The sequence below is a fragment of the Streptomyces sp. NPDC054961 genome, assembly GCF_053609145.1.
In genome coordinates, this window is record NZ_JBSGWY010000029.1 from 37,068 (window position 1) to 60,785 (window position 23,718).

Consider the following 23,718-nt stretch of genomic DNA (forward strand, 5'->3'; position numbering starts at 1 on the left):
AGCGAGGGGGCACTCATGAGTGCGCAGACCACAGATCAAGCGGAACCGGGTGCGGAGGACGGCAGAACCGCCGCCGCGGCCGCCGCGGCACGCAAGCGCGAACAGCACGGCTGGTACTTCTACGACTTCGCCTGCTCGGTCTATTCGACGAGCGTGCTCACCGTGTTCCTCGGGCCGTACCTGACGGCGGTGGCCAAGGCCGCCGCCGACGCCGACGGCTACGTGCACCCGCTGGGCATCCCGGTGCGGGCCGGCTCGTACTTCGCCTACTCCGTGTCGGCCTCGGTGATCGTGGCCGTCCTGATCATGCCCCTGGTGGGTGCGCTCGCGGACCGCGGCGGGCGCAAGAAGCCGCTGCTGGCGGCGGCCGCGTACACGGGAGCGGCGGCGACCACCGGGATGTTCTTCCTCGGCGGCGAGCGCTATCTGCTCGGCGGGCTGCTGCTGATCGTCGCGAACGCGGCGCTGTCGGTCTCGATGGTGCTCTACAACGCCTATCTGCCGCAGATCTCCACGCCGGACGAGCGGGACACCGTCTCCTCGCGCGGCTGGGCCTTCGGCTACACCTCGGGCGCCTTCGTCCTCGTACTGAACCTCGTGGTCTACCAGGGCCACGACTCGTTCGGACTGTCGGAAGGCGCGGCCGTACGGATCTGCCTGGCCTCGGCGGGACTGTGGTGGGGAGCCTTCGCGATCGTCCCGCTGCGGCGGCTGCGTGACCGGGCCGTGGTCCGGGAGGCGGGGGCGGGGCCGGCGGTCAGCGGCTGGAAGCAGCTCGTCGCCACCCTGAAGGACATGCGGCGCTACCCGCTGACCCTGTCGTTCCTGCTGGCATACCTGATCTACAACGACGGCGTGCAGACGGTGATCTCCCAGGCCTCCGTCTACGGCTCGGAGGAGCTCGGGCTCGAGCAGTCCACTCTGATCGTGGCCGTGCTGCTCGTGCAGGTCCTGGCGGTGGCGGGTGCGCTGGGGATGGGCCGGCTGGCGGCGCGGTACGGATCCCAGCGGACGATCCTCGGTTCGCTGGCCGCGTGGGGGCTGACGCTGGCCGCCGGCTACTTCCTGCCGGCCCGGACCCCGATGTGGTTCTTCGTGCTCGCCGCGATGATCGGGCTGGTGCTGGGCGGCAGCCAGGCGCTGTCGCGCTCGCTGTTCTCGCACCTGGTGCCGGCGGGCAAGGAGGCGGAGTACTTCTCGGCGTACGAGATGAGCGACCGCGGGCTGAGCTGGGTGGGACCGCTCGTCTTCGGCATCACCTACCAGGTCACGGGGAGTTACCGGGACGCGATCATCTCGTTGGTGGTCTTCTTCGCACTGGGTTTCGTGCTGCTCGCCAGAGTGCCGGTGCGGCGCGCGGTGGAGGCGGCGGGGAATCCTGTACCCGAGCGGATCTGACCGGATCCGAGTGGACTCGGGTGGATATCGGCTGGGCCTCGAGCGGATCCGAGAAGGATCCAGGACGCGAATTCGGAACAGATTTCGACGTTCAAGCGAAGGGCCGGTAGTGTACGCCTTTGGCCTGCCAGGCGGACCGTTACTGCGTGCTTACGAAGTGAAGACGTTGGGTGACATCTGCTGCCAGATGTGACAAAACGGGCATTGGTGGGTACAACAAGGGGCGGCACGACGGGCGACGCGTGACCCGGAGCGGGAATCTATACCGCCGACCGGACGTTGACCGGATGACGACGACAGCGACACCTGTCCTGTGGGCGACAAGCCCGGGAGGCACGATTCATGAGTGAGCGAGCTCTCCGCGGTACGCGGCTCGTGGTTACCAGCTACGAGACGGACCGCGGCATCGATCTGGCCCCGCGCCAGGCGGTGGAGTACGCATGCCAGAACGGACATCGATTTGAGATGCCGTTCTCGGTTGAGGCAGAAATCCCGCCGGAGTGGGAGTGCAAGGCGTGCGGCGCCATGGCACTCCTGGTGGACGGGGACGGGCCCGAAGAGAAGAAGGGCAAGCCTGCGCGAACGCACTGGGACATGCTCATGGAGCGACGCACCCGCGAGGAGCTGGAGGAAGTGCTGGCCGAGAGGCTGGCGGTCCTTCGTTCCGGCGCCATGAACATTGCCGTGCATCCGCGGGACAGCCGCAAGTCCGCCTGACAGCCGGACGCCAGCACAGCAAGACAGCAAGAAGCCGAGGGCCCCCGCCACACTGCGTGGCGGGGGCCCTCGGCTTTGTCGTGGATCAGGGGGTGAGCGGCGGCCGGTAGGCGGAGTCGGCGCCGGAGCCGGGCTGCGCCGGCCGGTCCTCGCGGACGACCTCGCCCGGGATGACCTCGCCCGGAATGACCTTGCCGTCCGGGTAGTGGATGCGGGCCTGCTGGAAGGCGTCGCCGAAGGATCCGGTGGGCGCCGACGCCATCTTGCGCTCCAGCGTCCTGGACGCGCGGCGGCCTATCCAGGCGCGGACCGGCGGGAGCAGGCAGAGCAGGCCCACCGCGTCGGAGATGAGGCCCGGCATCATCAGGAGGAGGCCGGCCAGCATGGTCAGGCCGTTGCCCCGGCCGGGCTGCGCCGGAGCGGGCTGTTTGCCCGCCTGGGCCTGCTGGAAGGTGTCCGTCAGGTTCTTGAAGGCGCGCCGCCCGGCCCTCTTGATGAGCACCGCACCGAGGACCAGGCCGCCCACGAGCAGCAGGGCGACGGCACCGCCGCCGAACGCTCCGGCGACCAGGCTGAGCAGCCAGATCTCCAGGATCAGCCAGGCCGCGATGGCCAGGGGGAGGAAGGTGCGGGCCGGCGAGCGCCGCCGGGGGGCCGTAGAGGTCGGAACTCCGGTCGTCATACCACCAGTGTGCCTGGGCCGATATAAAAGCGTCCTCAGCCGGAGGTACCGGACATCCCCTAGGGGTGCCGGGACGGGCGGGACCGGGGCGGGCCGGACCCGGACGGGACGGGCGGGACGGCCGGACCGGGACGGCGCGCACCGGCGGCCGCCCCGGCACCCGCCGCGGCCGGCCTGCCGCGGGCTACTTGCCGCGGAGTCTGCCGGTCACCTTGTTCACGTGTTCCGTCACGCCCCACTGGGTGACCCGCCAGAGGGCCTCCACCACGATGTCCTTGCTCATCTTGCTGTCGCCGAACTCGCGCTCCACGAAGGTGATGGGCACCTCGACCACGCGGAAGCCCTTGCGCACGGCCCTGCGGGCCAGGTCCACCTGGAAGCAGTACCCGGCGGAGGCCACGTCCTCCAGGCCGAGGCCCTCGAGGGTCTCGCGCCGGAAGGCCCGGTAGCCGCCGGTGATGTCCCGGAGCGGGACGCCCAGCATCATCCGGGAGTACGTGGAACCGCCGCGGGAGAGGAATTCACGGCTCTTCGGCCAGTTGACGACCCGGCCGCCGGGGACCCAGCGGGAGCCCAGCACGAGGTCGGCGCCTTCGAGCGCGGTGAGCAGCCGGGGCAGTTCCTCGGGCTGGTGGGAGCCGTCGGCGTCCATCTCCACGATGACGCCGTAGCCCTGGTCCAGGCCCCACTGGAAGCCGGCCAGGTAAGCCGCTCCGAGCCCTTCCTTGCCCTTGCGGTGCAGGACGTGGACGTGCTCGTCCTGGGCCGCGAGCTCGTCCGCGAGCTTTCCCGTTCCGTCGGGGCTGTTGTCGTCCGCGACCAAGATGTGGGCCTCGGGCACAGCCGCGCGGACGCGGCCGACGATCAGCCCGATGTTCTCCGCCTCGTCGTAGGTCGGAATGATCACCAAGGCCGTGCCGAGCGGTCCGTAGCTTCGCTGTCCGCCGTCGCTCACTGATTCCCCTTTTGCGTTCTCGTACATCCCGTACGTCTTCGTGTACGTCGTGTCGCAGAGGATGATTTTAGAACAGCGATCGGAGCCCGCGGTCCTTCGGGCCGGACCGGCGCCCGCTGGCTGCGGGCCGCCTGACCGTTGTCTACTGGACCGACGGGCCCCGACCGGAGGCCACCCTCCCCCGTGCTCCTTCGAAGCAGGGGGACCCCCTTCCGGCGAAACCTTCCCTCGCCCCCGAGGCGCGGGCGCGGCTGAGCGAACGGCTCCGTCCGGTACGGACGTCCGGTGGTGGACCCGGCCGAACCTATCCGGGTCCGGCCGCCCTGACCGAACCAGGGACCGCCGGATCACCCCTGTGGCCGTACGAATACCTCCCGGCCGCCGACGACGGTGGCCAGGCAGACCGGCAGTTCCGCGCCGGGGGTCAGGTCCGGGAGTCCGGGGGTGCCGGAGCGGGGGTCGGTGGACCAGCGGGCGACCCGGTCGTCGGGGGCCTGCACCACCAGCTCGGCGGCCTGCCAGACCGCGTAGTCGGCCGGGGCGCCGGGAACGAGGGTGCCGGCGTCGTCGCGGCCCAGGGCCCGCCAGCCGCCGCGGGTGTGGGCGGCGAAGGCGGCCCGTACGGAGATCCGGTGGGCCGGCGTGCGGTGGAACGCGGCCGCGCGGACCGTGCCCCAGGGATCGAGCGGGGTGACGGGGGCGTCCGAGCCGAACGCGAGCGGGACGCCCGCCTTGAGCATGGCCGCGTACGGGTTGAGCGTGCGGGCGCGCTCCGCGCCGAGCCGGTCGGCGTACATGCCCTCCTCGCCGCCCCACAGCGCGTCGAAGGCGGGCTGGACGGAGGCGGTGAGGCCGAGCGCCGCGAAGGCGGCGATGGCGGCCGGGGTCATCATCTCGGCGTGCTCGACGCGGTGGCGGGCGGCCCGGACGCGGTCGAGGCCGACCTTGTCGGCGGCGGCCGTGACGCCGGCGATCACGGCGCTGATCGCCGCGTCGCCGATGGCGTGGAAACCGGCCTGGAGCCCCGCCTCGGTGCAGGCCGCCACGTGCGCGGCGACGTCGTGCGCGTCGAGGTAACCGGTGCCGGTGTGGCCGGCGTCGGCGTACGGGGCGTGCAGGCAGGCGGTGTGCGAGCCGAGGGCGCCGTCGACGAAGAGGTCGCCGGCGGCCCCGACGGCGCCGAGCGCCTTGGCCTGGTCGAGGTCGCGGTCGGCCCAGTAGCCGAAGACCCGGGGGCCGGGGCGGGTGCGCGCGAGCTCCATGAGGGCGGTGAAGTCCTCGGCGGAGGAGATGTCCGGGCCTGCGCACTCGTGGACGGAGCCGATGCCGAGGGAGGCGGCCCGGTCCAGGGCGGCCCGCTGGGCCTCGGCGCGCTGGGCCGGGAGGAGGGCTTCGAGCGCCGCGCGGCGGACCTGGTGGTGGTCGTCGCGGGTCAGCGGCTCGTCGCCGGCGCTCCGGACCCCGGGGACGAGGTCCAGGAGGGCCGTGGACACCACGGCGGAGTGCACGTCGATGCGGCTGAGGTAGAGCGGCCGGCCGCCGGTGGCCTCGTCCAGTTCCCGGCGGGAGGGGGCACGGCGCTCGGGCCAGCGGGCCGCGTCCCAGCCGTGCCCGAGGAGGACCCGGTCGGCGGGGCGGCGGTCCGCGTACGCCCGCACCCGCGCGAGGGCCTCGGCCAGGGAGGCGGCCCCGGAGAGGTCCAGTCCGGTCAGGGCCAGGCCCGCCGAGGTGGTGTGGACGTGGGCGTCGGTGAAGGCGGGTGTGACGAGCGCGCCGCCGAGGTCGACGACCTCGTCCACGCCCTGCGCGAAGGCGTCCGCGGCGCCCTCGGAACCGACCCAGGCGACGTGGCCGCGCTCGACCACCATCGCGGTGGCGAAGGGGTCGGCGGGGCTGTGGACCTCTCCGCCGCGCAGGAGGACGGTCCGGTGGGGTCCGGAGGCGGCGGAGGTGCCCGGTGTTCCGGCGGCGGAGTCGGCAGTGCGGTCTGTCATGCCGACAGTCTCCCCTTTGGGGCGCGCCGTCCGCACGGTCGGGGTCGCCCGGGGCGGTTACACGCGCGGGGGGCGGGATTCGTACGGGGTGGAGAGGACCACCGTCGTGCGGGTGGCGACGTGGGCCAGGGCGCGCAGGCGGCCGAGGAGGTCTTCCAGTTCCAGGGGCGTCGCGACGCGGACCTTGAGGATGTAGTTCTCGTCGCCCGCGACGCTGTGGCAGGCCTCGATCTCGGGAACCCCGGACAGCCGGTCCGCGATGTCGTCCGGCGCGCTCGGGTCGAAGGGCTTGACCGAGATGAAGGCGGTCAGCGGCAGCCCCACGGCTTCGGGGTCGACGACGGCCGCGTAGCCGCGGATGACTCCGCGCTGTTCCAGGCGGCGTACTCGCTGGTGGACCGCCGACGTGGACAGGCCGGTGGCCTTGCCCAGGTCCGTGTAGCTCATCCGCCCGTCCCGCACCAGCAGATCCACGATCTGGCGGTCCAGCTCCTCCATTGCGCTCATAGCCGCACAACTTACGTCCCTGACCCGCTCCAGGCCCAGCCGTGTCCACGTTTTGACGCGGCACCACATGGCACCTGCGCCGGGCATGTGACCAAGGCCACAGGAGTACGCGGGCGTACGACGGCCGGATGTGGTTACTCGTGCCGTGCGACGGGAAGTGCTTGGGATGGCCGTGGGCGAAGAAGCTGCCCGCCCGGCCCACCCAAGGGGGAGTACATCCATGCTGAACACCAAGCGCGCCGGTCGCACAGAACCGGAGCCCCTGGAAATCGTCGAGGGCGACTACGCCGACGACGACGACTACCTCGGATACGCCGAGGGATTCGAGATCCACCACGCGGTCTGCCCGGACTGCGGTCAGGCGATCGCCCTCGTCGCGGACGAGGAGTTCCTGCCGCAGCACGCCCTCTGCCTGACCCCGTGGAACCCCTTCGGGCTCACGGTGTGCGCGGGTACCGGGCGGCCCGCCTCCGACGCGCTGCCCACCCTCGGGCTCGCCGCCGAGGGGACCGCGGAGCTGGAGCCCGTCGTGCACCTCGCGCTGCCGCAGGGGCTCGACTGGCGTACGCAGCCCTTCTCGCACGTCGGCGGCCCCGGCTCGCGCCCGGTCCGGATGCCGGCGCCCGCGACCCTGCCGCAGAAGCGGCAGCACGCCCAGGCCGCCTGAGCCGCCCGGGCGCCGTACGTCCGCGCATCCACGTCCCGCACCCACGTCCCGCTTCAGCGCTTCCGCGCGTCCACTTCCGCGGCCGAACTCCCGCGTACGGGCTACCAGTACGTTCCCTGCACCATGGCGGCCAGGCTGGCATGGTGCAGGATCAGGCCGTCCGGGTCCGCCGGGACCTCCACCTCGCCGAAGTGCGCCTGCCGGTAGGCGATGCGCAGCATCACGATCCCGTGCCGCAGGGCTGCGTAGAGGGTGTGGAACTCCATGTCCCGCGGCGTGTGCCCGGTGAGTTCGGCGTACCGGCGCTCGATGTCGTCGCGGCGCAGGAACTCCGGCAGGCCGGGCTGGCCGAAACCGACGGTCAGGTCCTGGAAGAAGCGGTGGAGGTAGACCGTCCAGCCGAGGTCGACCTCGCGCGGGGCGAGGGCCGCCATCTCCCAGTCGAGGACGGCGACGGGCGCGAAGCCGTCGGCCTCGTAGATCACGTTGCCGATGCGCGCGTCGCCCCAGTTGAGTACGGCCGGGCCGCCCTCGTCGGCCGGCCAGAGGTCTTCGAGGCGGTCGAAGGCCCGTTCCAGCAGCGGGGACCTGGACTTTCCGGTCACCACCCAGTCGTAGTAGGCGCGTTGGGCGTCGACGTGGCGGCGCAGCGGGCTGCCGTCGCCCTCGGGGAGGAGGAACTGCGCCTCCTCGGGCGGGAACTGGTCGTGGAGCCGGGCCAGGAGGGAGACGCTCGCCTCCTGGAGTCGGGCGCGTTCGGCGTCGGTCGCGGCGTGGAGCCAGTTGCCCTCGTAGGTGTAGGGCATCACGTCGGGCGGTACGCGGCCTTCGGCGCGGGCCATCACGAAGAAGGGCGCTCCGAGCGGAGCCGGGTCCTCTTCGAGCCACTGGACGCGGGGGACGGGCAGGTCGGTGTGCGAGGCGACCAGGCTCATCACGCGGTGCTGGCGGGGCATGTCGTAGGTGGGGAAGACGGTGTAGGCGGCCGGGTCCGCGGCGAGGCGCAGGGCGCAGGCGCGGACGGGGGCGTCGGGGTGTTCGATGTCGAAGAGCAGGGTCTCGCTGGACATGCCGTTGGAACCGGGGACGGAGACGTTGGTGACCTTCGCGCCGGGGAGCTCGGTGTCGAGCCAGGCGGCGAGGCGCCGGCCGAGTTCCTCGGGTTCGCGGGTGGAGGTGCGGGGGCGTGGTGCCGGTCCTGCCATGGGGATACCCCTTCCTGTTCCTGCCTGACTGCCTGACCTGCCTGACCTGCCCGGTGCCGGCCGTTGCCGCCTGGCCTGCCCGGTGCCGGCCGGCCTGTCGGCCTGCTTGCCTGCTCCGGCCCGCTCCGGCCGGCTTTCGTCCCGTCCGCCGCCGCTACGGGGCCACGGAGCCGTAGTCGGTGAAGCCGCTCGGGTCGTGGCGGCCGAAGCTGCCGTGTTCGAAGATGCCGAAGCCGGTCCGGCCGTCGAGGGTGAAGCGGGCCGAGTGGTCGGTGACCCCGAAGGCGGCCATGGGGTGGGCGGCGGGGTCCGAGAGGTCGTACACGCGGCGGTCGGTCCAGCCGCGGCCCTTCCAGGTGCCGTGCTGCCAGTCGGACGCGGGCGGGTAGCCGGCGCCGACCGCGAGCGGGGAGGAGTTCAGGATCTCCACGCCCAGTTCGAGGGGCTTGCGGCCGGCCGGGTCGGTGAGGTGCACGACGGCGCTCACCGGGTGGCGGGTTCCGGGCCGGTAGCGGATGTCGGTGTGCGGCCAGCCGAGCTGTACGTCGTGACGGCCGCTGTCCTCGGGGAAGACCTCGACGGCTTCGCTGAGGTTGCGCAGGCCGTCGGCGTCCTCCTGGGCGATGACCATCAGGAAGCGGTCCTCGAACCGGACGGGGATCCAGAGCCAGTGGAAGCCCTCGGGCCGGTACTCCTCGGCGGCGCGGCCGCCGTCCTCCCCGGGGATCGGGCGGACGCCCCAGCTGCGGTCGCGGGTCCCGGTCCACTCGGCGGCGTCGAGGACGTACTCCTCACCCTTGGCGCGGAGGGTGCCGGTGACGTGCCCCGCCTGGACGAAGCGACGGCCTTCGAGGAGGAGGCGGTCGCCGCGACGCTGCGTGTGGTGCGGCTCCCAGAGGGCGGGGAACTCGGCGGTCCAGCTGATGTCGTACGACAGTCCGTCGGGGTCGTCCGGGTCGGCGGCGCAGGTGAGCCCGATGCGCTTGAGGGGTTCGTCGACGGCGATCCGGAGCGGGCCGACGGAGAGGTTCATCCGGTCGTCGGTCAGGGCGTCGGAGGCGCGGACGGCGAGGAGTTCGTCACCGACGCGCAGGGTGGCGTAGGCGTCGATGACACCGGCGTTGGGGTAGACCCCGAGGCCGACGATGAGGACGGCGCGGCCGGCGTGGTCGAAGACGTGGAAGATGCAGCGGTCGTAGGCGTTGCGGTCGCCGGTGACGAGGTGCTTCATCGACAAGGGGGCCTGGTGGATGGGGTACTCGTCGAGCGATATGGGGCGGTCGGCGGGCATGACGAAACCTCCGGGGCGGTGTACGGGTGGCACCTGGGCGGAAATGACGGTACGTCAGATTCGGTGGCGTCGGCCAGAGTTGTGGCACGAACTGTCAGGAAGGCACGGTGTGCGGCGGGAACCGGCGGGGCGGTTCACGACCGTGGCCCCGCGGCCGTGCCCGCACTCCCCCGCACTCCCCCGGCCGGCGCCGGCCGGCACCTCCCGGCGGGCCCGGACGCGCCCGGCGGAGGCCGCCGCACCCGACGAAGAGAGGGAAACGGGGGGCTTGTCGAACGGATGGGCGGGGTTACCCGTGGCTCCGGTGGCGCGTTGGCCCGGTATGACCACGATGGAGACTTCCACGCCGAAGGTGGGGCGCCGCCGACGGGCACCGGCAGCAGGAAACGAAGAATCGGTTCAGCTCGCCGCCGACCCGCCCATCTACAGCGCGCTGCTCACCCGCTGGACCGAGGACGGCCGGACCGTGCCCGGGCGGCGCGATCCGGAGTGGTCCAAGATCACGTCCTCGCCCATCTGGCCGAGCGGGCCCCTCTTCGGCGCCTGACCGCCCGCCGCGCGAGCGGGCCGCCGCCGGCCGGACACCTCAGCGGCCGGACACCTCAGGGGGCACCCCAGAGGGCACCTCAGCGGGTACTTCAGCGGATGCCGCAGCAGACGGACAAGCCGTCGAGTGCGGCTCGTGCGTCCACCCCTGGCCATGCGCACACACGGGTCGCGATCCGGCCGCACCCCCGGGCCGAGGACCGGCCTGACACCGCACTCGGAGCGGGTCACCGGGTCACGGCGACCGCTACGGCACCTCACCTCACCTCACCTCACCTCACGGCCACAGCACCTGCGCGGTGACCGGAGGGGTTCAGCGGGTCGCGGGTGCTAGCGGGATTCCGGGCCCGCCAGGTGGCGGGCGATCACCATGCGCTGGATCTGGTTCGTGCCCTCCACGATCTGGAGGACCTTCGCCTCGCGCATCAGCCGCTCGACCGGGAAGTCCGCCGTGTAGCCGTAGCCGCCGAGCACCTGCACCGCGTCCGTCGTGACGGCCATCGCCGCGTCGGTGCAGAAGAGCTTGGCCATCGCCGCCTGGCGGGAGAACGGCTTGCCCGCGTCCCGCAGCCGCGCCGCCGCCAGGTACAGCGCGCGGCCCGCCTCGATCTTCGTCGCCATGTCGGCCAGCATGAACCGCAGGCCCTGGAAGTCGGCGATCGGGTGTCCGAACTGCTTGCGGTCCAGGGCGTAGCCCAGGGCCTCGTCCAGGGCGGCCTGGGCCACGCCGATCGCACAGGCGGCGATGCCGAGGCGGCCCGCGTCCAGGGCGGCGAGGGCGATGGTGAAGCCCTGGCCCTCCTCGCCGATGCGGCGGGTGTCGGGGACCCGTACGCCGTCGAAGTGCAGCTGGGCGGTGGGCGAGCCCTTCATGCCCATCTTCTTCTCCGGGACCGCCGCGGTGAGGCCCGCCACGTCACCCGGGACCAGGAAGGCCGTGATGCCCTTCGGGCCGTCCGCGCCCGTGCGGGCCAGGACGGTGTAGAAGTCGGCGACCCCGCCGTGGGTGATCCAGGCCTTGGTGCCGTCGATGATCCAGTCGTCGCCGTCCCGGACCGCCTTGGTGGTCAGCGAGGCCGCGTCGGAGCCGGCTCCCGGCTCGGAGAGGCAGTACGCGCCGAGCAGGCCGCCGCCGAGCATCGCGGGCAGGTGGGCGCCCTGCTGCTCCTTGGTTCCGTAGCCGGCCAGGCCGTGGCAGGCGAGCGAGTGGACGCTGACGCCGAGCCCGACGGTCAGGCGGGCCGCGGCCAGCTCCTCGAGGACCTGGAGGTAGACCTCGTAGGGCTGCTCGCCGCCACCGAACTCGCCGGCGTACGGAAGACCGAGCAGCCCGGCCTCCGAGAGCAGGCGGAAGACGTCGCGGGGAAAGTGGCCCGCGTCCTCTTCGTCTGCGGCCAGGGGCCGGATCTCCCGCTGGGCGATCTCGCGTACGAGCGCGAGCAGGTCGCGGGACTCCTCGGTGGGCAGCTGCCGGTCCACCTGGTGCGGCGCGCGGTCGGTCATGGCGGCGCTCTCCTCATTCGTCAAGCACGGGGCGGCGCGTGAGGGTGGTACGCGTCGCCGGGTCTCGGGGCTCACAGCCGATAGTGCCCTCCCGGATCGCGCGAAGGTCCTGTTCAAGTGGCTGCGGCGGTTGAGTATGCCCGATCAGGGGCTTCCCGTCACGGGTACGGGATCACCGCCCGGGAGATCGCTCTCCGCCACGGGCGGGGCCGGGCACTCGGGAACGAGTTCCCCGATCACCGTCAGCGTCGCGCGCAGCATGCGGACCAGCAGGGCGCCGACCTCGGCGCGGTCGGGACGGCCGGGCACCTCGGCCGAGCCGATCCAGTCGAGCGTGCCGCCCTCGACCCCCGACAGCCAGCCGACCAGCGCCAGCCGGGCGACCGGCGGGATCGTGCGGCTGCCGTACGCGCCTTCGGCGATGGTCCCGACGAGTTCCTCGCGGACGGCGTCGCGGATGGCGAGGACCTCGGAGTCGGAGCCGACCCCGCCCGTGACGATGGTGCGGTAGGCGGCCTGGTGGTGCTCGGCGTAGTGCAGGTAGCCGTCGATCGTGCGGCGCACCCGCTCGGCGTCGGGGACGTCGCCGTCGGCGGCGGCGCGGGCGACGAGCTCGGCGACGGAATCCTCGACGATGGCCAGGTAGTAGCCGCGCTTGCTCTTGAAGTAGTAGTAGATGAGGCCCTTGGCGACGCCGGCGTGCTGGGCGATGTCGTCCATGGAGAGTGCGTCGTACGAGGTGTCGGCGAACAACTTGCGCCCGATCGCCATGAGTTCGGCCCGCCGAACCTGCGAACGTCCGGTCGTTCCGCGCTGTTGACTATTATTCAAATTCAGCCCTAGCCTCGAAGCGCCACAGGATGCCCGCAGTATCGCAGACCGGTGCGCCGAGAAGGCCTCCCCCTCCCGACTGAGCAGCAAGGGCCCGGCCTCCCCCGTGCGGCCGGACGACCGACGGCCTGCGGCCGGAGGCCTCGCGATCCCCAGGGTGGCCGCCGCGGCGATCACGGGGGCGGGGGCGGGTCGAGGGCGGGGGTCTACGGGCTGGTGGGCGTTCCGGGCCGGCACCGGCGGGTCGCGCCCGGACCGGAGGCCGCGGCGCCCGTGGGGACCGTCAGATCCAGCCGACCTGGGTGACGAACATGGCCACGACGACGACCAGGGTCCAGCCGAGCACGTGCTCCAGCCAGGAGGAACCGTCCTCGGGGCCGCCGGTGCGGACCAGGTCGCGGGCACGGGAGGTCGGGGCTGCGCTGTGTGCGGTCATGCCGTCCAATGTGACAGCGATGGCGCCCCTCGCGGTAGAGACGACGGTCACGGGTGGCATGTCTCACGCCCCCGGCCGCGGAGGCGGGCCGGGGGCGCGAGGGGCGCGGGCACGGCCGGGCGGCCGTGCGGGCACGGTCAGGTGGTGCGGCTGCGGCCGGCCATGGCCGCCATGGCCAGGGCGAGGCAGAGGGCGACGCCACCGGCGATGACGTTGCTCACCACGGTGCGGGTCGTGTCGACGTTGCCCGCGATGACCCACGGCGCGACGATCGTCCAGGCTCCGAGGGCGACCCCCGTCCAGGCCATGGCGTGGGTGCGCTCGTAGGCCGAGCCGAGCCCGCTCATGCACAGGCAGTACGCCAGACCGGCGATCAGGTTGTTGACCGCCAACGAGCTCAGTCCGCTGAATCCGACGATCCACGGCGAGGCCGCGATGTAGAGACCCGTGATCAGCGCCAGCGCCTCGACGGCCTGGGCGCCCGGTGTGCTGGTGACGCGCTCGAACCGGGTGCGCATCTCGGCGAGGTCGGGGTGGTGTTCGATGCTGTGGGTGGTCATGGGGGCCGCCTCCTCGTGAAGCGTGAAGCCTTTATGTGCCCTTTATTCCACTATGGTCCACTTGTCACGCATGCGGGTCAACGAGAAATTTCACGGCTCCCGGACCGGCTACCGGACCGACCTCCGGACCGGCTACCGCCTGCGGGACTGCGACCGTCGGCGGTCCTTGCGCACCCCGGCGGCGGTGGAGGTCGCGCCGGAGAACGCCGTCAGCAACGCGGCGCCGGCGAGCGCCCACTCGACCTTGCCTCCCCCGCTCTCCTGGGCCGTCGTCGTGACCCTTTCGATCACCTTCTCGGTCACCGTCACCGTCGGCCCCACCGTCACGGTCCGCGTCTCGGTCGCGACGGCGGCCGGTGGCGCGTCGGTCGGTCGCGGCGGCCACGCCGTCGGGGCCGCGTGAGCCCCACCGGACCTGGTGGGACTCGCGGAAAGGGCCGGCGAGGCCTCCTCGGAGCCGACGAGCGGGTCGGGAGGGGGCGCGGTGACGGTGGACACCACCGTCGTCTCTCCGGGTGGCGGGTGCGCCGACACGGTGACGAGGGTCAGCGCGGTGAGCGCGGAGAAACCCAGGACCATGAGGACGATGCCGGTCCAGAAGAGCTTCGAGCGCCTCGCCGCGCGGACGGCACCCCTGGGTGCGTCGGGGGTCACCCCTCCACCATGCGCCCCCGCGCCGGAGCCCGCGCGGCCTGCGCCGCCCGGGACCTCCGCGGACGCCTCAGGTCTGCCGGGAGGGCCCCTCGCCCTCGTGGACGGGGGCTGGCCCGTGCGCCTACAAGACCCCCACCGCCCGCAACGCGGCGAGTTGACCCGCGTTCGGGCGGGCGGGTCCGTAGAGGTAGCAGACGCCGCCCGTACCGGAGAGGACCTTGCCCGCCGCGCCCCTTCGCTTGGTGCGCAGCCAGTTGTTCTCCCATTCGCGGCGCCGGTAGACGCGGCGCACGGACGCGTTGTCGGCCGAGTTCGGGTCGTTGGCGATCACGTCGCCGGCCGCGGTGAAGCCGATGACGGTCATCAGGTGGCCGGCCGTGCCGTAGCCCGCGCCCGTGAGCTCCTCGGCGGTGAAGGACTGCGAGGTGATGACCGGGATGCCGGCCCGGACCAGGGTCTCCAGGTCGGTGAGGGAGCCGAGCCGGGTGACGACCCCGGCCAACTGCCGGTAGGTGGCGGCGTAGGCGGCGTTGAAGGGCCAGTTTCCGCAGCCCTTGTACGCGGCGTCGTAGGTGGAGCGGGCGGCGTGACAGACCTGCGGGTCGGCGTAGCCCTTCTTGACCCAGGTCAGGGCCTTGGCGCTGGCCCTGCGGCCCCAGAACTCGATGATCATCTGGGAGGAGGTGGGGCTGCACCAGGCCTCGCCGCCGTTGTCGTACTCGGGGTACTGGCCCGCGTGGGTCTCCTGTGAGTACCGCGGCACCTTCAGCTCGTGGGCCACGCCGGAGGGGACGGAGGCCGGGACGGTGAACCGGTCCGGGAGGCCGGAGGCCATGGCGCCCGCCAGCCACACCGTCGGGCCGCGCTCGGCGCCCGGCTTGCGGTACAGGGTCAGGCGCAGCCGCCAGCCCTTGATCCGCAGCCCGCTCGCGGGGGCGTCCACGGCCACGGTGTCGGTCCAGACGGTGGTCTTGCCGTCGGTCTGGCCGTCGATGGAGGTGCGCCGGATGTCGCCGTCGCCGGAGGCCCAGCGGCCCATCACGTACCAGGGGGTGGCCGTGCCGTCGGTGTAGGTGCCGCGCAGCTCGATCTGGATCCAGGTACCGGCCGGGGTGCGGGCGTTCCAGGAGGCGATGACCTCGGTGGCGGGCACGGTGGAGGCGTGCACCGGGGAGGTCCAGACGGCGTACTCCCAGGTGCTCTTCTTCCCGGTGTGCGGATCGGCGTACTCGCTGCGGCCGGCCGGCGTCTTGATCTCCAGGCCGGGGCGGGCACCTCCGACGGGGGTGGTGCCCTGGTGCGTCCCGGCCCGCCAGTGCGCGTATCCGTACCAAAACCGGTTGTCCACCGTCCTGCCGGTGGCCGCGGCGGCGGGGGCCTCCACGGCCGTGGCCGCCGGAGCCTCTGCCGGGCCGGCGCCGGGCGCGGGCTCCGGGCCGGCCCCGGCCCGGCCGCCCGGGACGGTGGACGCCGAGGCCCGCCCGCCCGGGACGGTGGCCGCGGTGGCGGCCGCGAGGACGACGGCCAGCAGGGCACGGCGTGGTGTGGGTGCGGACATCGGCGTGGCCCCCAGGGGTAGCTGCGGTGGTCGACGGCTCCACCCTTCCAGTTCCCGCGTACCGGACGCCGAAGCCGCGGGGCCGTGTCGGGGGTGACGCGGGCGCCGGCCGGGCCCGCCGCGGGAGCCCCTACGCTGGTCGGGTGGAGCCTCAGCCGTCACTTCCGCCCCTTCATCCCCTTCAGTCGCTCGCTCGCGCGCTCGCCGCCCTGCCGCCCTCCCTCGGGCCGGTGCGCCTGATCGGCATCGACGGGCACGCCGGTTCCGGCAAGACCACCTTCGCGGGGCGGCTGGCCGAGGCGCTGGGCGGTGCGCCCGTACTGCACCTGGACGACGTGGCCACCCACGAGGAACTCTTCGCCTGGGACCGGCGGCTGCGCGTCCAGGTGCTGGATCCGCTGGCCGCGGGACGGCCCGCGCACTGGGCACCGTACGACTGGGTCGAACGGGACTTCGGCCCGGAGCGGAAGCTGGAGCCGGCTCCCGTACTGCTCGTCGAGGGGGTCGGCGCCGGGCGCCGGACGCTGCGCCCGTGGCTGGCGCGACTGCTGTGGATGGAAATGCCGCACGCGAAGTCCTGGGGGCGCGGGCGCGACCGGGACGGGCGCGAACTGTCCGACTTCTGGGACGGATGGGAGCGCGCGGAACTCGCGCACTTCTCGGATGATCCTTCACGCCCCTTCGCGGACACGCTGGTACGGCAGAGCGGTACGGGATACGAGTGGTCTTCCGGGGCTGCTGGGATCCCCGCAACCACCCCTTCCCTTACCGAGGGTGACGGGCTCCCCCAGGCCTGAGGGGCCTCGGACATCCGCGCTCCGGAGGCCTTCCCCGCCTCCTTGACCCGGGGGCCGGACCGGCCTTACGTTCTGAAGGAGCGGCCCTCACCGGCCGCCGCAGACGCGAAGCCCCCGATCGTTCCCCCGTGATCGGGGGCTTCGTACTGCCCCGGACCGCTCCGCGGTCCGCTCCTCGGCGGGCCTTCGCGCCGCCTTCGCACGCGCCGGACAGCCATCACTCCTTCACCCTGCGTCACGACCCGCCCCAGGGGCTCGCACCCGAACCGTCTTCGCCGCACCCTACGTAAGGGGCGTAACCGCAGGTACGATGCACCTCTGATTTCATCGGCGCAGGGACAACTCACGTGTGTTTTACGGGGGTTGCCGCGCACCACGGGGACAGGCTTGTGGGGGACCTGATGGATTTCGCCGCGGTGGGCAGCGCACACGCCCCGGCCGAACTCGCCTGGCTGCGAGGGGTGGACGCCTGCACGATGGGCGCCTACCCCCAGGCCGAGGAGGAGTTCCGGACGGCCGTACGCCTGGATCCCACGATGGCCGACGCCTGGCTCGGCCTGCACGCCTTACGGGTCGACACCACCAACGCGCTCCTGCGCATGTACGCCCACCGGGACCGCTTCGGGGAGCAACGGAACCGCCACCGGCGGACGCTGAACTCCTGGTACTGGCTCGGCTGGTGGGTGCAGCCGGTGCTGGAGAGCCGCCGGGACCTGCTGCTGGCGCACGCCTCGCACTGGCTGGACGGCCGGCACGTGCCGGAGCTGGACCGGGCGCTGGCCGCGCTGCCGCCCGTGGACACCGATCCGCAGGTCCGCTTCCTGCACGCCTGCCGGGCGTATCTGGTCAAGGACTGGGAGCAGTTGGTGCGGCACACGGACTCCCTGGTGGACGATCCGCTGCTGGGCATCGAGGCGGGCCTGTTCGGCGGGATGGCCCGGGTGCGCCTCGAGATGTACGGGCAGGCGGAGCCGCTGCTGTCGGCCTCGCTGATGCGCTGCCGCAGCGAGCAGCCGCAGCGCAAGGAGCTGCGGTACTGGCTCGCGCGGGCGCACGAGGGGACCGGGCGCAGCGCGGCGGCCCTGCCGCTGTACCGGGCGGTGCACCGGGTGGACCCGGCCTTCATGGACACGGCGGCCCGGCTGACGGCGATCGAGGACAGCGAGGACGCCGACGGACTCGCCGGGTACGCGGGGAACACGGGCTACGAGGGGCTCGGCGGGCACGGCCTGTCCCCCTCGGGCGGGGACTTGGCGGCGGTGGCGCTGGGCGGCGCGGGCCCGGTCCAGGACATCGCGGCGGACGGGCAGGCGGAGCCGGACCAGCTGTCCTCGCCGGAGCCCCCCGAGCCGCGGCACGGCGCCGGTGGCCCGCCCTCGGGGCCGGGCCCGGGCGGGCCCGGTGGACCCGGCGGGGCGCGGCGCAAGGTGGCGCTGCCGGCCCAGCCCGGACCGGCGGGGCTGCCGCCCGGTCCCGCGGATCCGGCGGCGCTGGCCGAGGCGCTCGAGGAGCTGGAGCGGATGGTGGGCCTGGAGCCGGTCAAGCGGCAGGTGAAGGCCCTCTCCGCGCAGCTGCACATGGCCAGGCTGCGGGCGGGCCAGGGGCTTCCGGTACAGCCGCCGAAACGGCACTTCGTCTTCTCGGGGCCCTCGGGCACGGGCAAGACCACGGTCGCGCGGATCCTGGGCCGGGTGTTCTACGCGCTGGGGCTGCTCGGCGGCGACCACCTGGTGGAGGCGGGGCGCGCGGACCTGGTGGGCGAGTTCCTCGGGCAGACCGCCGTGAAGGCGAACGAGCTGATCGACTCGGCGATCGGCGGGGTGCTGTTCGTGGACGAGGCGTACAGCCTCTCCAACTCCGGTTACAGCAAGGGGGACGCGTACGGCGACGAGGCCCTGCAGGTGCTGCTGAAGCGGGCGGAGGACAACCGCGACCACCTGGTGGTGATCCTGGCGGGCTATCCGGCCGGGATGGACCGCCTGCTGGCCACCAATCCGGGGCTGTCCTCGCGGTTCACCACCCGGGTGGACTTCCCGAGTTACCGGCCGCTGGAGCTGACGGCGATCGGCGGGGTGCTGGCGGACGCCAACGGCGACCTGTGGGACGCGGAGGCGCTCGAGGAACTGCGCAGCATCAGCGGGCACGTGGTGGAGCAGGGCTGGATCGACGAGCTCGGCAACGGCCGCTTCCTGCGCACCCTGTACGAGAAGAGCTGCGCGTACCGGGACCTGCGGCTGTCGGGCTTCGCCGGCGATCCGTCCCGGGAGGACCTGTCGACGCTGCGGCTGGCGGACCTGATGCAGGCCTACGGCGAGGTCCTGTCGGGCCGGGGTCCCCAGGAACGGCCGGAGCCCCCGCCGTTGTAGGGCGGGGGCCGCGGCCGGTCAGCGGGCCAGGACGTCCCGCGAGACGGCGGCCGGTACGGCCGACGGCGCCGGGGCGGCCCGCCGGGCGGGCGGAGCCGTGCGGTGCGCGGGGTCGCGCACCTCTCCGACCAGCATCTCCAGTACGTCTTCCATGGCGACCAGGCCGAGCACCCGTCCGGCCGGGTCGGCGACCTGGGCGAGGTGTGTGGCGTCCCGGCGCATGACGCTGAGGGCGTCGTCGAGCGGGAGGGTGGAGCACACGGTGGTCATCCGGCGCCAGACGCGCTGGGGCACGGCCCGCTCCCGGTCCTCCAGGTCCAGTACGTCCTTCACGTGCAGGTAGCCCATGAAGGCGCCGCTGTCCGCGCGGACGGGGAAGCGGGAGTACCCGGTGCGGACCGTCAGCTGCTCGATCTGGCGGGGGGTGACGGACGGGCCGACCGTGACCAGCCGGTCGGGGGCGAGGAGGACGTCGGTGACCGGGCGGCTGCCCAGCTCCAGCGCGTCTTCCAGGCGCTCCTGTTCGCCGGGCTCGAGGAGTCCGGCCTGCCGGGAGTCCTCGACGAGCCGGCCGAGCTGGGCGGAGGTGTAGACGGCCTCGACCTCGTCCTTGGGCTCGACCTTGAAGAGCTTCAGGATCAGCTTGGCGCACGCGCCGAGGGCGGTGGTGACCGGCCCGCAGACGCGGGCGAAGGCGACCAGGCCGGGACTGAACCACAGGGCGGTCCTCTCGGGGGCCGCCATGGCGAGGTTCTTGGGGACCATCTCGCCGATGACCAGGTGCAGGAAGACCACGGCGGCGAGCGCGAGCGCGTAGCCGAGGGGGTGGACCAAGCCCTCGGGCAGGTGGACGGCGTGGAAGAGGGGCTCCAGCAGCCGGGCCACCGTCGGCTCGGCGACCGCGCCGAGGGTGAGCGAGCACATGGTGATGCCGAACTGCGCGGCGGCCATCATGCGCGGCAGGTTCTCCAGCCCGTGCAGCACCTGGCGGGCCCGCTTGGAGTGGGCCGCGAGGGGCTCGATCTGGCTGCGCCGGACGGAGACGAGGGCGAACTCGGCGCCGACGAAGAAGCCGTTGGCCAGGACGAGCAGCAGGGCGAAGAGGAGTTGGAGCGCGTTCACCGGCCACCCACCGACTGGAGCTCTGCGGGGGCGGGCAGTGCGTCGGACCCGCCCGGGGCCGGTACGCCGGCGTGCGGCGCGCCCGGGTCCGGCTGGCCGGAGCCCAGCGGTGCGGTGCGCACCAGCCGGACCCGTTCGGCGCGGAAGCGGCCGACCTGGCGGACGGAGAGCTTCCAGCCGGGCAGTTCGGCGCGGTCCCCGGGGGCGGGGATCCGGCCGAGCAGATCGGCGACGAGGCCGGCGACGGTCTCGTACGGGCCTTCGGGGACCTCGAGGCCTATCCGGCGCAGGGTCTGCACGCGGCAGCTGCCGTCGGCCTCCCAGGAGGGGCGGCCGTCCTCGGCGGGTACGGCGGCCAGTTCCGGATGGTGGTCCTCCGCGAGGTCGTGCTCGTCGCGGACTTCGCCGACGAGCTCCTCCACGATGTCCTCCAGGGTGACGACTCCGGCGGTGCCGCCGTACTCGTCGACGACCACGGCCATGGGCTGCTCGCTGCGCAGCCGTTCCAGCAGCGGCTGCACGGGCAGGGAGCCGGGCACCAGCAGCGGGGCGACGCAGATGCGGCTGACGCTGGTGCGGGCGCGTTCGGACTCGGGCACGGCGAGGGCGTCCTTGAGGTGGACGACCCCGGTGATCTCGTCGATGCGCTCGCGGTAGACCGGGAAGCGTGACAGCCCGGTGGCGCGGGTCAGGTTGAGCACGTCGGCGGCGGTGGCCGTGTGCTGGAGGGCGCTGACCTTGACGCGGGGCGTCATGACCAGCTGGGCCGTGAGCTCGCCCAGCGAGAGGGTCCGTACGAAGAGGTCGGCGGTGTCCTGTTCGAGGGCGCCGGCCTGGGCCGAATGGCGGACCAGGGAGACCAGTTCGCCGGGGGTGCGGGCGGAGGCCATCTCCTCGGTGGGCTCCACGCCGAGCGCGCGCACGAGGCGGTTGGCGATGGCGTTGAGGGCCGCGATGACCGGCCGGAAGGCCCGGGAGAAGGCGTGCTGCGGGCCGGCGACGAAGCGGGCCACTTGGAGCGGCCGGGAGACCGCCCAGTTCTTCGGGACGAGCTCGCCGACGACCATCTGGACGGCGGAGGCGAGCAGCATGCCGATGACGACGGAGACTCCGGGGACGACGCCCCCGGGGAGGCCGGTCGCGGACAGCGGACCGGCCAGCAGGGCGGCGAGGGCGGGCTCGGCGAGCATGCCGACCACCAGGGACGTGAGGGTGATGCCGAGCTGGGTGCCGGAGAGCTGGAAGGACAGCTCCCGCAGGGCTTCGACGACCGTGCGGGCACGGCGGTCACCTTCGGCGGCGGCGCGTTCGGCCTCGGGTCTCTCCACCGTGACGAGGCCGAATTCGGCAGCCACGAAGAAGCCGTTGGCGAGGATCAGGGCGAATGCCGCCACGAGCAGGAGTAGCGGGATGGTCATGATGCCGCCGCCCACAGGGGGAGGGCGGCGCGGGTACTACCGGACGATCCGTCCATTGCTGGAGGGAGTCACTCCTCGAGTCGCAGGTGCCCACGGGCCACGAGGTCCGGGGCCGGTGGGAGGGCGCATCGTCGCGCCCCCACACCAGGGTAGTCACTGAGATCGCCGCCGCAATGGGACGCAGCGACGAGGTCGGCCGGGCTCAGTCGTTCTTCGAGCCGGTTCCGCGGGTTTCGGCGAGGGCGCGCAGGGCGCGGGCGTCGGCGATCGCCTGGTCCTTGGCGACCCCCGGCTGGATGCCGAGGGCGGGCAGGCTGGTGCCGTCGCTGAGGTCGAGGAACACCCACGCGTCGCCGGGGCGGAGGTTGACGCGCAGGATCTGCGCCCACTCCAGGCGGCGGGTGGTGGTGAGGTTGACCACCGTCACTCCGGCCTCGTCGGCGACCACCTTGGGGCGGCTGAGCAGGACGGGGACGGAGGAGAGCAGGGCCGCGGTGAAGACGAAGGCGATCCGCTCACCGGGGTGCAGGGTTTCGAGGATCAGCGCGATCGTCGTGATGGTGATGAACATGGCGGCGCCGACGCCCAGCAGGACGGCCCGGGTACGGGTCGGCCGGAAGGTGACCGGGAGGGCGGGCGGTACGGGCTGGGCGGTGGCGTCGGCCATGTTCGTCAGATGCCTTCGGATGGTGCCAGGTGGTGCGGATCACGGGGTGCGCGGGCGGCGGACCGGGGGCCGGCCCGCGCGTCAGAGGCGGCAGGCGTGGATCGAGGTGGTGAGGATCGCGCGGGCGCCGAGCTCGTAGAGGTCGTCCATGATCCGCTGCGCCTCCTTGGCGGGGACCATCGCGCGGACGGCGACCCAGCCCTCGTTGTGCAGCGGGGAGACGGTCGGCGACTCCAGGCCCGGGGTGAGGGCGACGGCGCGCTCCAGGTGCTCGGCGCGGCAGTCGTAGTCCATCATCACGTAGCTGCGCGCCACCAGGACGCCCTGGAGGCGGCGCAGGAACTGCTGGGCCCGCGGGTCCTCGGGGTCGGTCCCGTTGCCGCGGATGACGACGGCCTCGGAGGTCATGATCGGCTCGCCGATGACCTCCAGGCCGGCGTTGCGCAGGCTGGTGCCGGTCTCGACGACGTCGGCGATGATCTGGGCGACGCCGAGCTGGATGGCGGTCTCGACCGCGCCGTCGAGGTGGACGACGGAGGCCTCGATGCCCTGGTCGGCGAGGTGCTTGGCGACGATTCCCTCGTACGAGGTAGCGATGGTCATCCCGTGGAAGTCCTCGGGGCCCTTCGCGGTGCCGGGGATCGTGGCGTAGCGGAAGGTGGAGCGGCCGAAGTTGAGCGGCAGGATCTCCTCGGCGCTGGCGCCGGAGTCGAGCAGCAGGTCGCGGCCGGTGATGCCGATGTCCAGCTTGCCGGAGGACACGTAGATCGCGATGTCCTTGGGGCGGAGGTAGAAGAACTCCACCTCGTTGCCGGGGTCGACGACCACGAGCTCCTTGGACTCCTTGCGCATCCGGTAGCCGGCCTCATGGAGCATCGCCGACGCCGGTCCGGAGAGAGAACCCTTGTTGGGGACGGCGATGCGCAGCATGGGGCTTCCTTTGATGCGTAGGTGCGAAAGGGTGTGCTGGTACGGGTGCGGTGACCGGCGCGCGGACGCCCCGGCAGGGTGCGCCGGGGCCTCCGCGGATCTGCTCCGGCCTAGAGGTGCGCGTAGACGTCGTCGAGGGAGATCCCGCGCGCCACCATCATCACCTGGACGTGGTAGAGCAGCTGGGAGATCTCCTCGGCGGCGGCTTCCTTGCTCTCGTACTCGGCGGCCATCCAGACCTCGGCGGCCTCCTCGACGACCTTCTTGCCGATGGCATGGACGCCCTTGCCGACGAGCTCGGCGGTGCGGGAGGTGCTGGGGTCGCCGTTGGCGGCCTTGTGCTGGAGCTCGGTGAAGAGCTCTTCGAAGCTCTTGGAGGGTTCGTTGGCCATGATGGTCCTCAGAATACGGGGTGTGCGGGTGCCGGCTAGCGCCAGGGTTCGCTGACGGTCCGCAGCGTCATGGCGGTGGAGACGGCGGCGGTGACCGCTTCGTGCCCCTTGTCCTCGTTTGACCCCTCGAGTCCGGCGCGGTCCAGCGCCTGCTCGTCGTTGTCGCAGGTCAGCACGCCGAAGCCGATGGGGACTCCGGTGTCGATCGATACCTGTACCAGGCCCTGGGTGACGCCCTGGCAGACGTAGTCGAAGTGCGGGGTGCCGCCGCGGATGACCACGCCGAGGGCGACGACGGCATCGTAGCCGCGACCGGCCAGTACCTTCGCCACGACCGGGAGCTCGAAGCTGCCCGGGACGCGCAGCACGGTGGGCTCGTCGATGCCCAGCTCGTGCAGGGCCCGCAGGGCGCCGTCCACCAGGCCGTCCATGACCTTCTCGTGCCACTGGGCCGCGATCACGGCGACTCGCAGGTCTCCGCAGTTCTTCACGCTCAGTTCGGGTGCGCCCTTGCCGCTCACA

24 protein-coding genes are annotated in these 23,718 nt (G+C 72.7%); 6 read left to right on the forward strand and 18 right to left on the reverse strand.

The annotated features are described in order from the left end of the window. Positions 1 to 15: 15 nt before the first annotated feature. Positions 16 to 1,398, forward strand: coding sequence for an MFS transporter (locus tag ACWF9Z_RS24370; RefSeq protein ID WP_453605164.1), 1,383 nt, complete (start codon positions 16 to 18; stop codon positions 1,396 to 1,398). A gap of 342 nt (positions 1,399 to 1,740) precedes the next feature. Then, complete coding sequence (locus ACWF9Z_RS24375) at positions 1,741 to 2,115, forward strand: RNA polymerase-binding protein RbpA (RefSeq protein ID WP_007262928.1); 375 nt, start codon at positions 1,741 to 1,743, stop codon at positions 2,113 to 2,115. Positions 2,116 to 2,200: 85 nt separating this feature from the next. On the opposite strand, the gene fxsA is transcribed toward ACWF9Z_RS24375, so the two are convergent. From fxsA to ACWF9Z_RS24395, 4 genes are all read right to left on the reverse strand, one after another. After that, positions 2,201 to 2,797, reverse strand: a complete 597-nt coding sequence (gene fxsA / locus ACWF9Z_RS24380) for an FxsA family membrane protein (protein WP_453605166.1) — start codon at positions 2,795 to 2,797, stop codon at positions 2,201 to 2,203. Positions 2,798 to 2,981: 184 nt separating this feature from the next. Beyond that, the gene (locus ACWF9Z_RS24385) at positions 2,982 to 3,752 is read right to left on the reverse strand and encodes a polyprenol monophosphomannose synthase (protein ID WP_453605167.1); all 771 of its coding nucleotides are present in this window, start codon (positions 3,750 to 3,752) and stop codon (positions 2,982 to 2,984) included. A gap of 347 nt (positions 3,753 to 4,099) precedes the next feature. Next, positions 4,100 to 5,746: an amidohydrolase gene (locus ACWF9Z_RS24390; RefSeq protein ID WP_453605169.1), complete on the reverse strand. Its 1,647-nt coding sequence runs from the start codon at positions 5,744 to 5,746 to the stop codon at positions 4,100 to 4,102. 57 nt (positions 5,747 to 5,803) lie between these two features. After that, positions 5,804 to 6,244, reverse strand: coding sequence for an Lrp/AsnC family transcriptional regulator (locus ACWF9Z_RS24395; protein ID WP_356654368.1), 441 nt, complete (start codon positions 6,242 to 6,244; stop codon positions 5,804 to 5,806). A gap of 229 nt (positions 6,245 to 6,473) precedes the next feature. On the opposite strand from ACWF9Z_RS24395, the gene ACWF9Z_RS24400 reads away from it, so the two are divergent. Further along, positions 6,474 to 6,920 carry a hypothetical protein gene (locus ACWF9Z_RS24400; RefSeq protein WP_453605171.1) on the forward strand — a complete coding sequence of 149 codons (447 nt, stop codon included), beginning with the start codon at positions 6,474 to 6,476 and terminating at the stop codon, positions 6,918 to 6,920. A gap of 101 nt (positions 6,921 to 7,021) precedes the next feature. Here ACWF9Z_RS24400 and ACWF9Z_RS24405 read toward each other — a convergent pair whose 3' ends face one another. Both ACWF9Z_RS24405 and ACWF9Z_RS24410 read right to left on the reverse strand, forming a co-directional pair. Continuing rightward, positions 7,022 to 8,125 carry a phosphotransferase family protein gene (locus tag ACWF9Z_RS24405; RefSeq protein ID WP_453605173.1) on the reverse strand — a complete coding sequence of 368 codons (1,104 nt, stop codon included), beginning with the start codon at positions 8,123 to 8,125 and terminating at the stop codon, positions 7,022 to 7,024. A gap of 154 nt (positions 8,126 to 8,279) precedes the next feature. Beyond that, on the reverse strand, positions 8,280 to 9,416 hold the full coding sequence (locus ACWF9Z_RS24410; RefSeq protein ID WP_453605175.1) for a hypothetical protein: 1,137 nt from the start codon (positions 9,414 to 9,416) through the stop codon (positions 8,280 to 8,282). 331 nt (positions 9,417 to 9,747) lie between these two features. Here ACWF9Z_RS24410 and ACWF9Z_RS24415 point away from each other — a divergent pair, with 331 nt between their 5' ends. After that, positions 9,748 to 9,963 carry a hypothetical protein gene (locus ACWF9Z_RS24415; protein ID WP_453605177.1) on the forward strand — a complete coding sequence of 72 codons (216 nt, stop codon included), beginning with the start codon at positions 9,748 to 9,750 and terminating at the stop codon, positions 9,961 to 9,963. A 329-nt stretch (positions 9,964 to 10,292) separates the two neighbouring features. On the opposite strand, the gene ACWF9Z_RS24420 is transcribed toward ACWF9Z_RS24415, so the two are convergent. The 6 genes from ACWF9Z_RS24420 to ACWF9Z_RS24445 all read right to left on the reverse strand — a co-directional run bounded on the left by ACWF9Z_RS24420 (position 10,293) and on the right by ACWF9Z_RS24445 (position 15,504). Then, positions 10,293 to 11,465, reverse strand: a complete 1,173-nt coding sequence (locus ACWF9Z_RS24420; protein ID WP_453605179.1) for an acyl-CoA dehydrogenase family protein — start codon at positions 11,463 to 11,465, stop codon at positions 10,293 to 10,295. 144 nt (positions 11,466 to 11,609) lie between these two features. Continuing rightward, entirely contained in the window at positions 11,610 to 12,296 is a 687-nt protein-coding gene (locus ACWF9Z_RS24425) for a TetR/AcrR family transcriptional regulator (RefSeq protein WP_453605181.1), read from the reverse strand. 283 nt (positions 12,297 to 12,579) lie between these two features. Beyond that, positions 12,580 to 12,732, reverse strand: coding sequence for an SCO1431 family membrane protein (locus ACWF9Z_RS24430; protein WP_453605182.1), 153 nt, complete (start codon positions 12,730 to 12,732; stop codon positions 12,580 to 12,582). Positions 12,733 to 12,869: 137 nt separating this feature from the next. Further along, positions 12,870 to 13,292: an SPW repeat protein gene (locus tag ACWF9Z_RS24435; protein WP_453605184.1), complete on the reverse strand. Its 423-nt coding sequence runs from the start codon at positions 13,290 to 13,292 to the stop codon at positions 12,870 to 12,872. Between the two features lie 132 nt (positions 13,293 to 13,424). After that, a complete protein-coding gene (locus ACWF9Z_RS24440) occupies positions 13,425 to 13,946 on the reverse strand; it encodes a hypothetical protein (protein ID WP_453605185.1) in 522 nt (173 codons plus the stop codon). Between the two features lie 121 nt (positions 13,947 to 14,067). Continuing rightward, on the reverse strand, positions 14,068 to 15,504 hold the full coding sequence (locus ACWF9Z_RS24445; protein ID WP_453605187.1) for a peptidase C39 family protein: 1,437 nt from the start codon (positions 15,502 to 15,504) through the stop codon (positions 14,068 to 14,070). Positions 15,505 to 15,647: 143 nt separating this feature from the next. Between ACWF9Z_RS24445 and ACWF9Z_RS24450 the strand changes: the two genes are divergently transcribed. Further along, positions 15,648 to 16,301: a uridine kinase family protein gene (locus ACWF9Z_RS24450; RefSeq protein WP_453605189.1), complete on the forward strand. Its 654-nt coding sequence runs from the start codon at positions 15,648 to 15,650 to the stop codon at positions 16,299 to 16,301. A 401-nt stretch (positions 16,302 to 16,702) separates the two neighbouring features. Beyond that, complete coding sequence (locus tag ACWF9Z_RS24455) at positions 16,703 to 18,667, forward strand: AAA family ATPase (protein ID WP_453605191.1); 1,965 nt, start codon at positions 16,703 to 16,705, stop codon at positions 18,665 to 18,667. A gap of 18 nt (positions 18,668 to 18,685) precedes the next feature. Here ACWF9Z_RS24455 and ACWF9Z_RS24460 read toward each other — a convergent pair whose 3' ends face one another. The 6 genes from ACWF9Z_RS24460 to ribH form a co-directional block, all read right to left on the reverse strand. Then, positions 18,686 to 19,789, reverse strand: a complete 1,104-nt coding sequence (locus ACWF9Z_RS24460; protein ID WP_453605193.1) for a hemolysin family protein — start codon at positions 19,787 to 19,789, stop codon at positions 18,686 to 18,688. Next, positions 19,786 to 21,207: a hemolysin family protein gene (locus ACWF9Z_RS24465; protein ID WP_453605195.1), complete on the reverse strand. Its 1,422-nt coding sequence runs from the start codon at positions 21,205 to 21,207 to the stop codon at positions 19,786 to 19,788. The genes ACWF9Z_RS24460 and ACWF9Z_RS24465 overlap by 4 nt, the downstream gene beginning before the upstream one ends. Before the next feature lie 202 nt (positions 21,208 to 21,409). Then, positions 21,410 to 21,874 carry a PH domain-containing protein gene (locus ACWF9Z_RS24470; protein WP_453605196.1) on the reverse strand — a complete coding sequence of 155 codons (465 nt, stop codon included), beginning with the start codon at positions 21,872 to 21,874 and terminating at the stop codon, positions 21,410 to 21,412. An 81-nt stretch (positions 21,875 to 21,955) separates the two neighbouring features. Continuing rightward, positions 21,956 to 22,804 (reverse strand): ATP phosphoribosyltransferase, encoded by an 849-nt coding sequence (gene hisG, locus ACWF9Z_RS24475; RefSeq protein WP_453605198.1) that lies wholly within the window; start codon positions 22,802 to 22,804, stop codon positions 21,956 to 21,958. 110 nt (positions 22,805 to 22,914) lie between these two features. Continuing rightward, positions 22,915 to 23,196 carry a phosphoribosyl-ATP diphosphatase gene (locus tag ACWF9Z_RS24480; protein ID WP_453605200.1) on the reverse strand — a complete coding sequence of 94 codons (282 nt, stop codon included), beginning with the start codon at positions 23,194 to 23,196 and terminating at the stop codon, positions 22,915 to 22,917. Between the two features lie 35 nt (positions 23,197 to 23,231). Continuing rightward, positions 23,232 to 23,717: a 6,7-dimethyl-8-ribityllumazine synthase gene (ribH, locus tag ACWF9Z_RS24485; protein ID WP_356654284.1), complete on the reverse strand. Its 486-nt coding sequence runs from the start codon at positions 23,715 to 23,717 to the stop codon at positions 23,232 to 23,234. Position 23,718 lies beyond the last annotated feature (1 nt).

Excerpts from the sequence above, each read along its gene's own strand:
- ACWF9Z_RS24390 (WP_453605169.1), bottom strand. The coding sequence starts at position 5,746 with ATGACAGACCGCACTGCCGACTCCGCCGCCGGAACACCGGGCACCTCC.
- hisG (WP_453605198.1), bottom strand. The coding sequence starts at position 22,804 with ATGCTGCGCATCGCCGTCCCCAACAAGGGTTCTCTCTCCGGACCGGCG.
- ACWF9Z_RS24395 (WP_356654368.1), bottom strand. The coding sequence starts at position 6,244 with ATGGAGGAGCTGGACCGCCAGATCGTGGATCTGCTGGTGCGGGACGGG.
- ACWF9Z_RS24370 (WP_453605164.1), top strand. The coding sequence starts at position 16 with ATGAGTGCGCAGACCACAGATCAAGCGGAACCGGGTGCGGAGGACGGC.
- ACWF9Z_RS24445 (WP_453605187.1), bottom strand. The coding sequence starts at position 15,504 with ATGTCCGCACCCACACCACGCCGTGCCCTGCTGGCCGTCGTCCTCGCG.
- fxsA (WP_453605166.1), bottom strand. The coding sequence starts at position 2,797 with ATGACGACCGGAGTTCCGACCTCTACGGCCCCCCGGCGGCGCTCGCCG.
- ACWF9Z_RS24455 (WP_453605191.1), top strand. The coding sequence starts at position 16,703 with ATGGATTTCGCCGCGGTGGGCAGCGCACACGCCCCGGCCGAACTCGCC.
- ACWF9Z_RS24480 (WP_453605200.1), bottom strand. The coding sequence starts at position 23,196 with ATGGCCAACGAACCCTCCAAGAGCTTCGAAGAGCTCTTCACCGAGCTC.
- ACWF9Z_RS24420 (WP_453605179.1), bottom strand. The coding sequence starts at position 11,465 with ATGACCGACCGCGCGCCGCACCAGGTGGACCGGCAGCTGCCCACCGAG.
- ACWF9Z_RS24430 (WP_453605182.1), bottom strand. The coding sequence starts at position 12,732 with ATGACCGCACACAGCGCAGCCCCGACCTCCCGTGCCCGCGACCTGGTC.
- ACWF9Z_RS24410 (WP_453605175.1), bottom strand. The coding sequence starts at position 9,416 with ATGCCCGCCGACCGCCCCATATCGCTCGACGAGTACCCCATCCACCAG.
- ACWF9Z_RS24465 (WP_453605195.1), bottom strand. The coding sequence starts at position 21,207 with ATGACCATCCCGCTACTCCTGCTCGTGGCGGCATTCGCCCTGATCCTC.
- ACWF9Z_RS24470 (WP_453605196.1), bottom strand. The coding sequence starts at position 21,874 with ATGGCCGACGCCACCGCCCAGCCCGTACCGCCCGCCCTCCCGGTCACC.
- ACWF9Z_RS24375 (WP_007262928.1), top strand. The coding sequence starts at position 1,741 with ATGAGTGAGCGAGCTCTCCGCGGTACGCGGCTCGTGGTTACCAGCTAC.
- ACWF9Z_RS24415 (WP_453605177.1), top strand. The coding sequence starts at position 9,748 with ATGGAGACTTCCACGCCGAAGGTGGGGCGCCGCCGACGGGCACCGGCA.
- ACWF9Z_RS24405 (WP_453605173.1), bottom strand. The coding sequence starts at position 8,125 with ATGGCAGGACCGGCACCACGCCCCCGCACCTCCACCCGCGAACCCGAG.
- ACWF9Z_RS24400 (WP_453605171.1), top strand. The coding sequence starts at position 6,474 with ATGCTGAACACCAAGCGCGCCGGTCGCACAGAACCGGAGCCCCTGGAA.
- ACWF9Z_RS24435 (WP_453605184.1), bottom strand. The coding sequence starts at position 13,292 with ATGACCACCCACAGCATCGAACACCACCCCGACCTCGCCGAGATGCGC.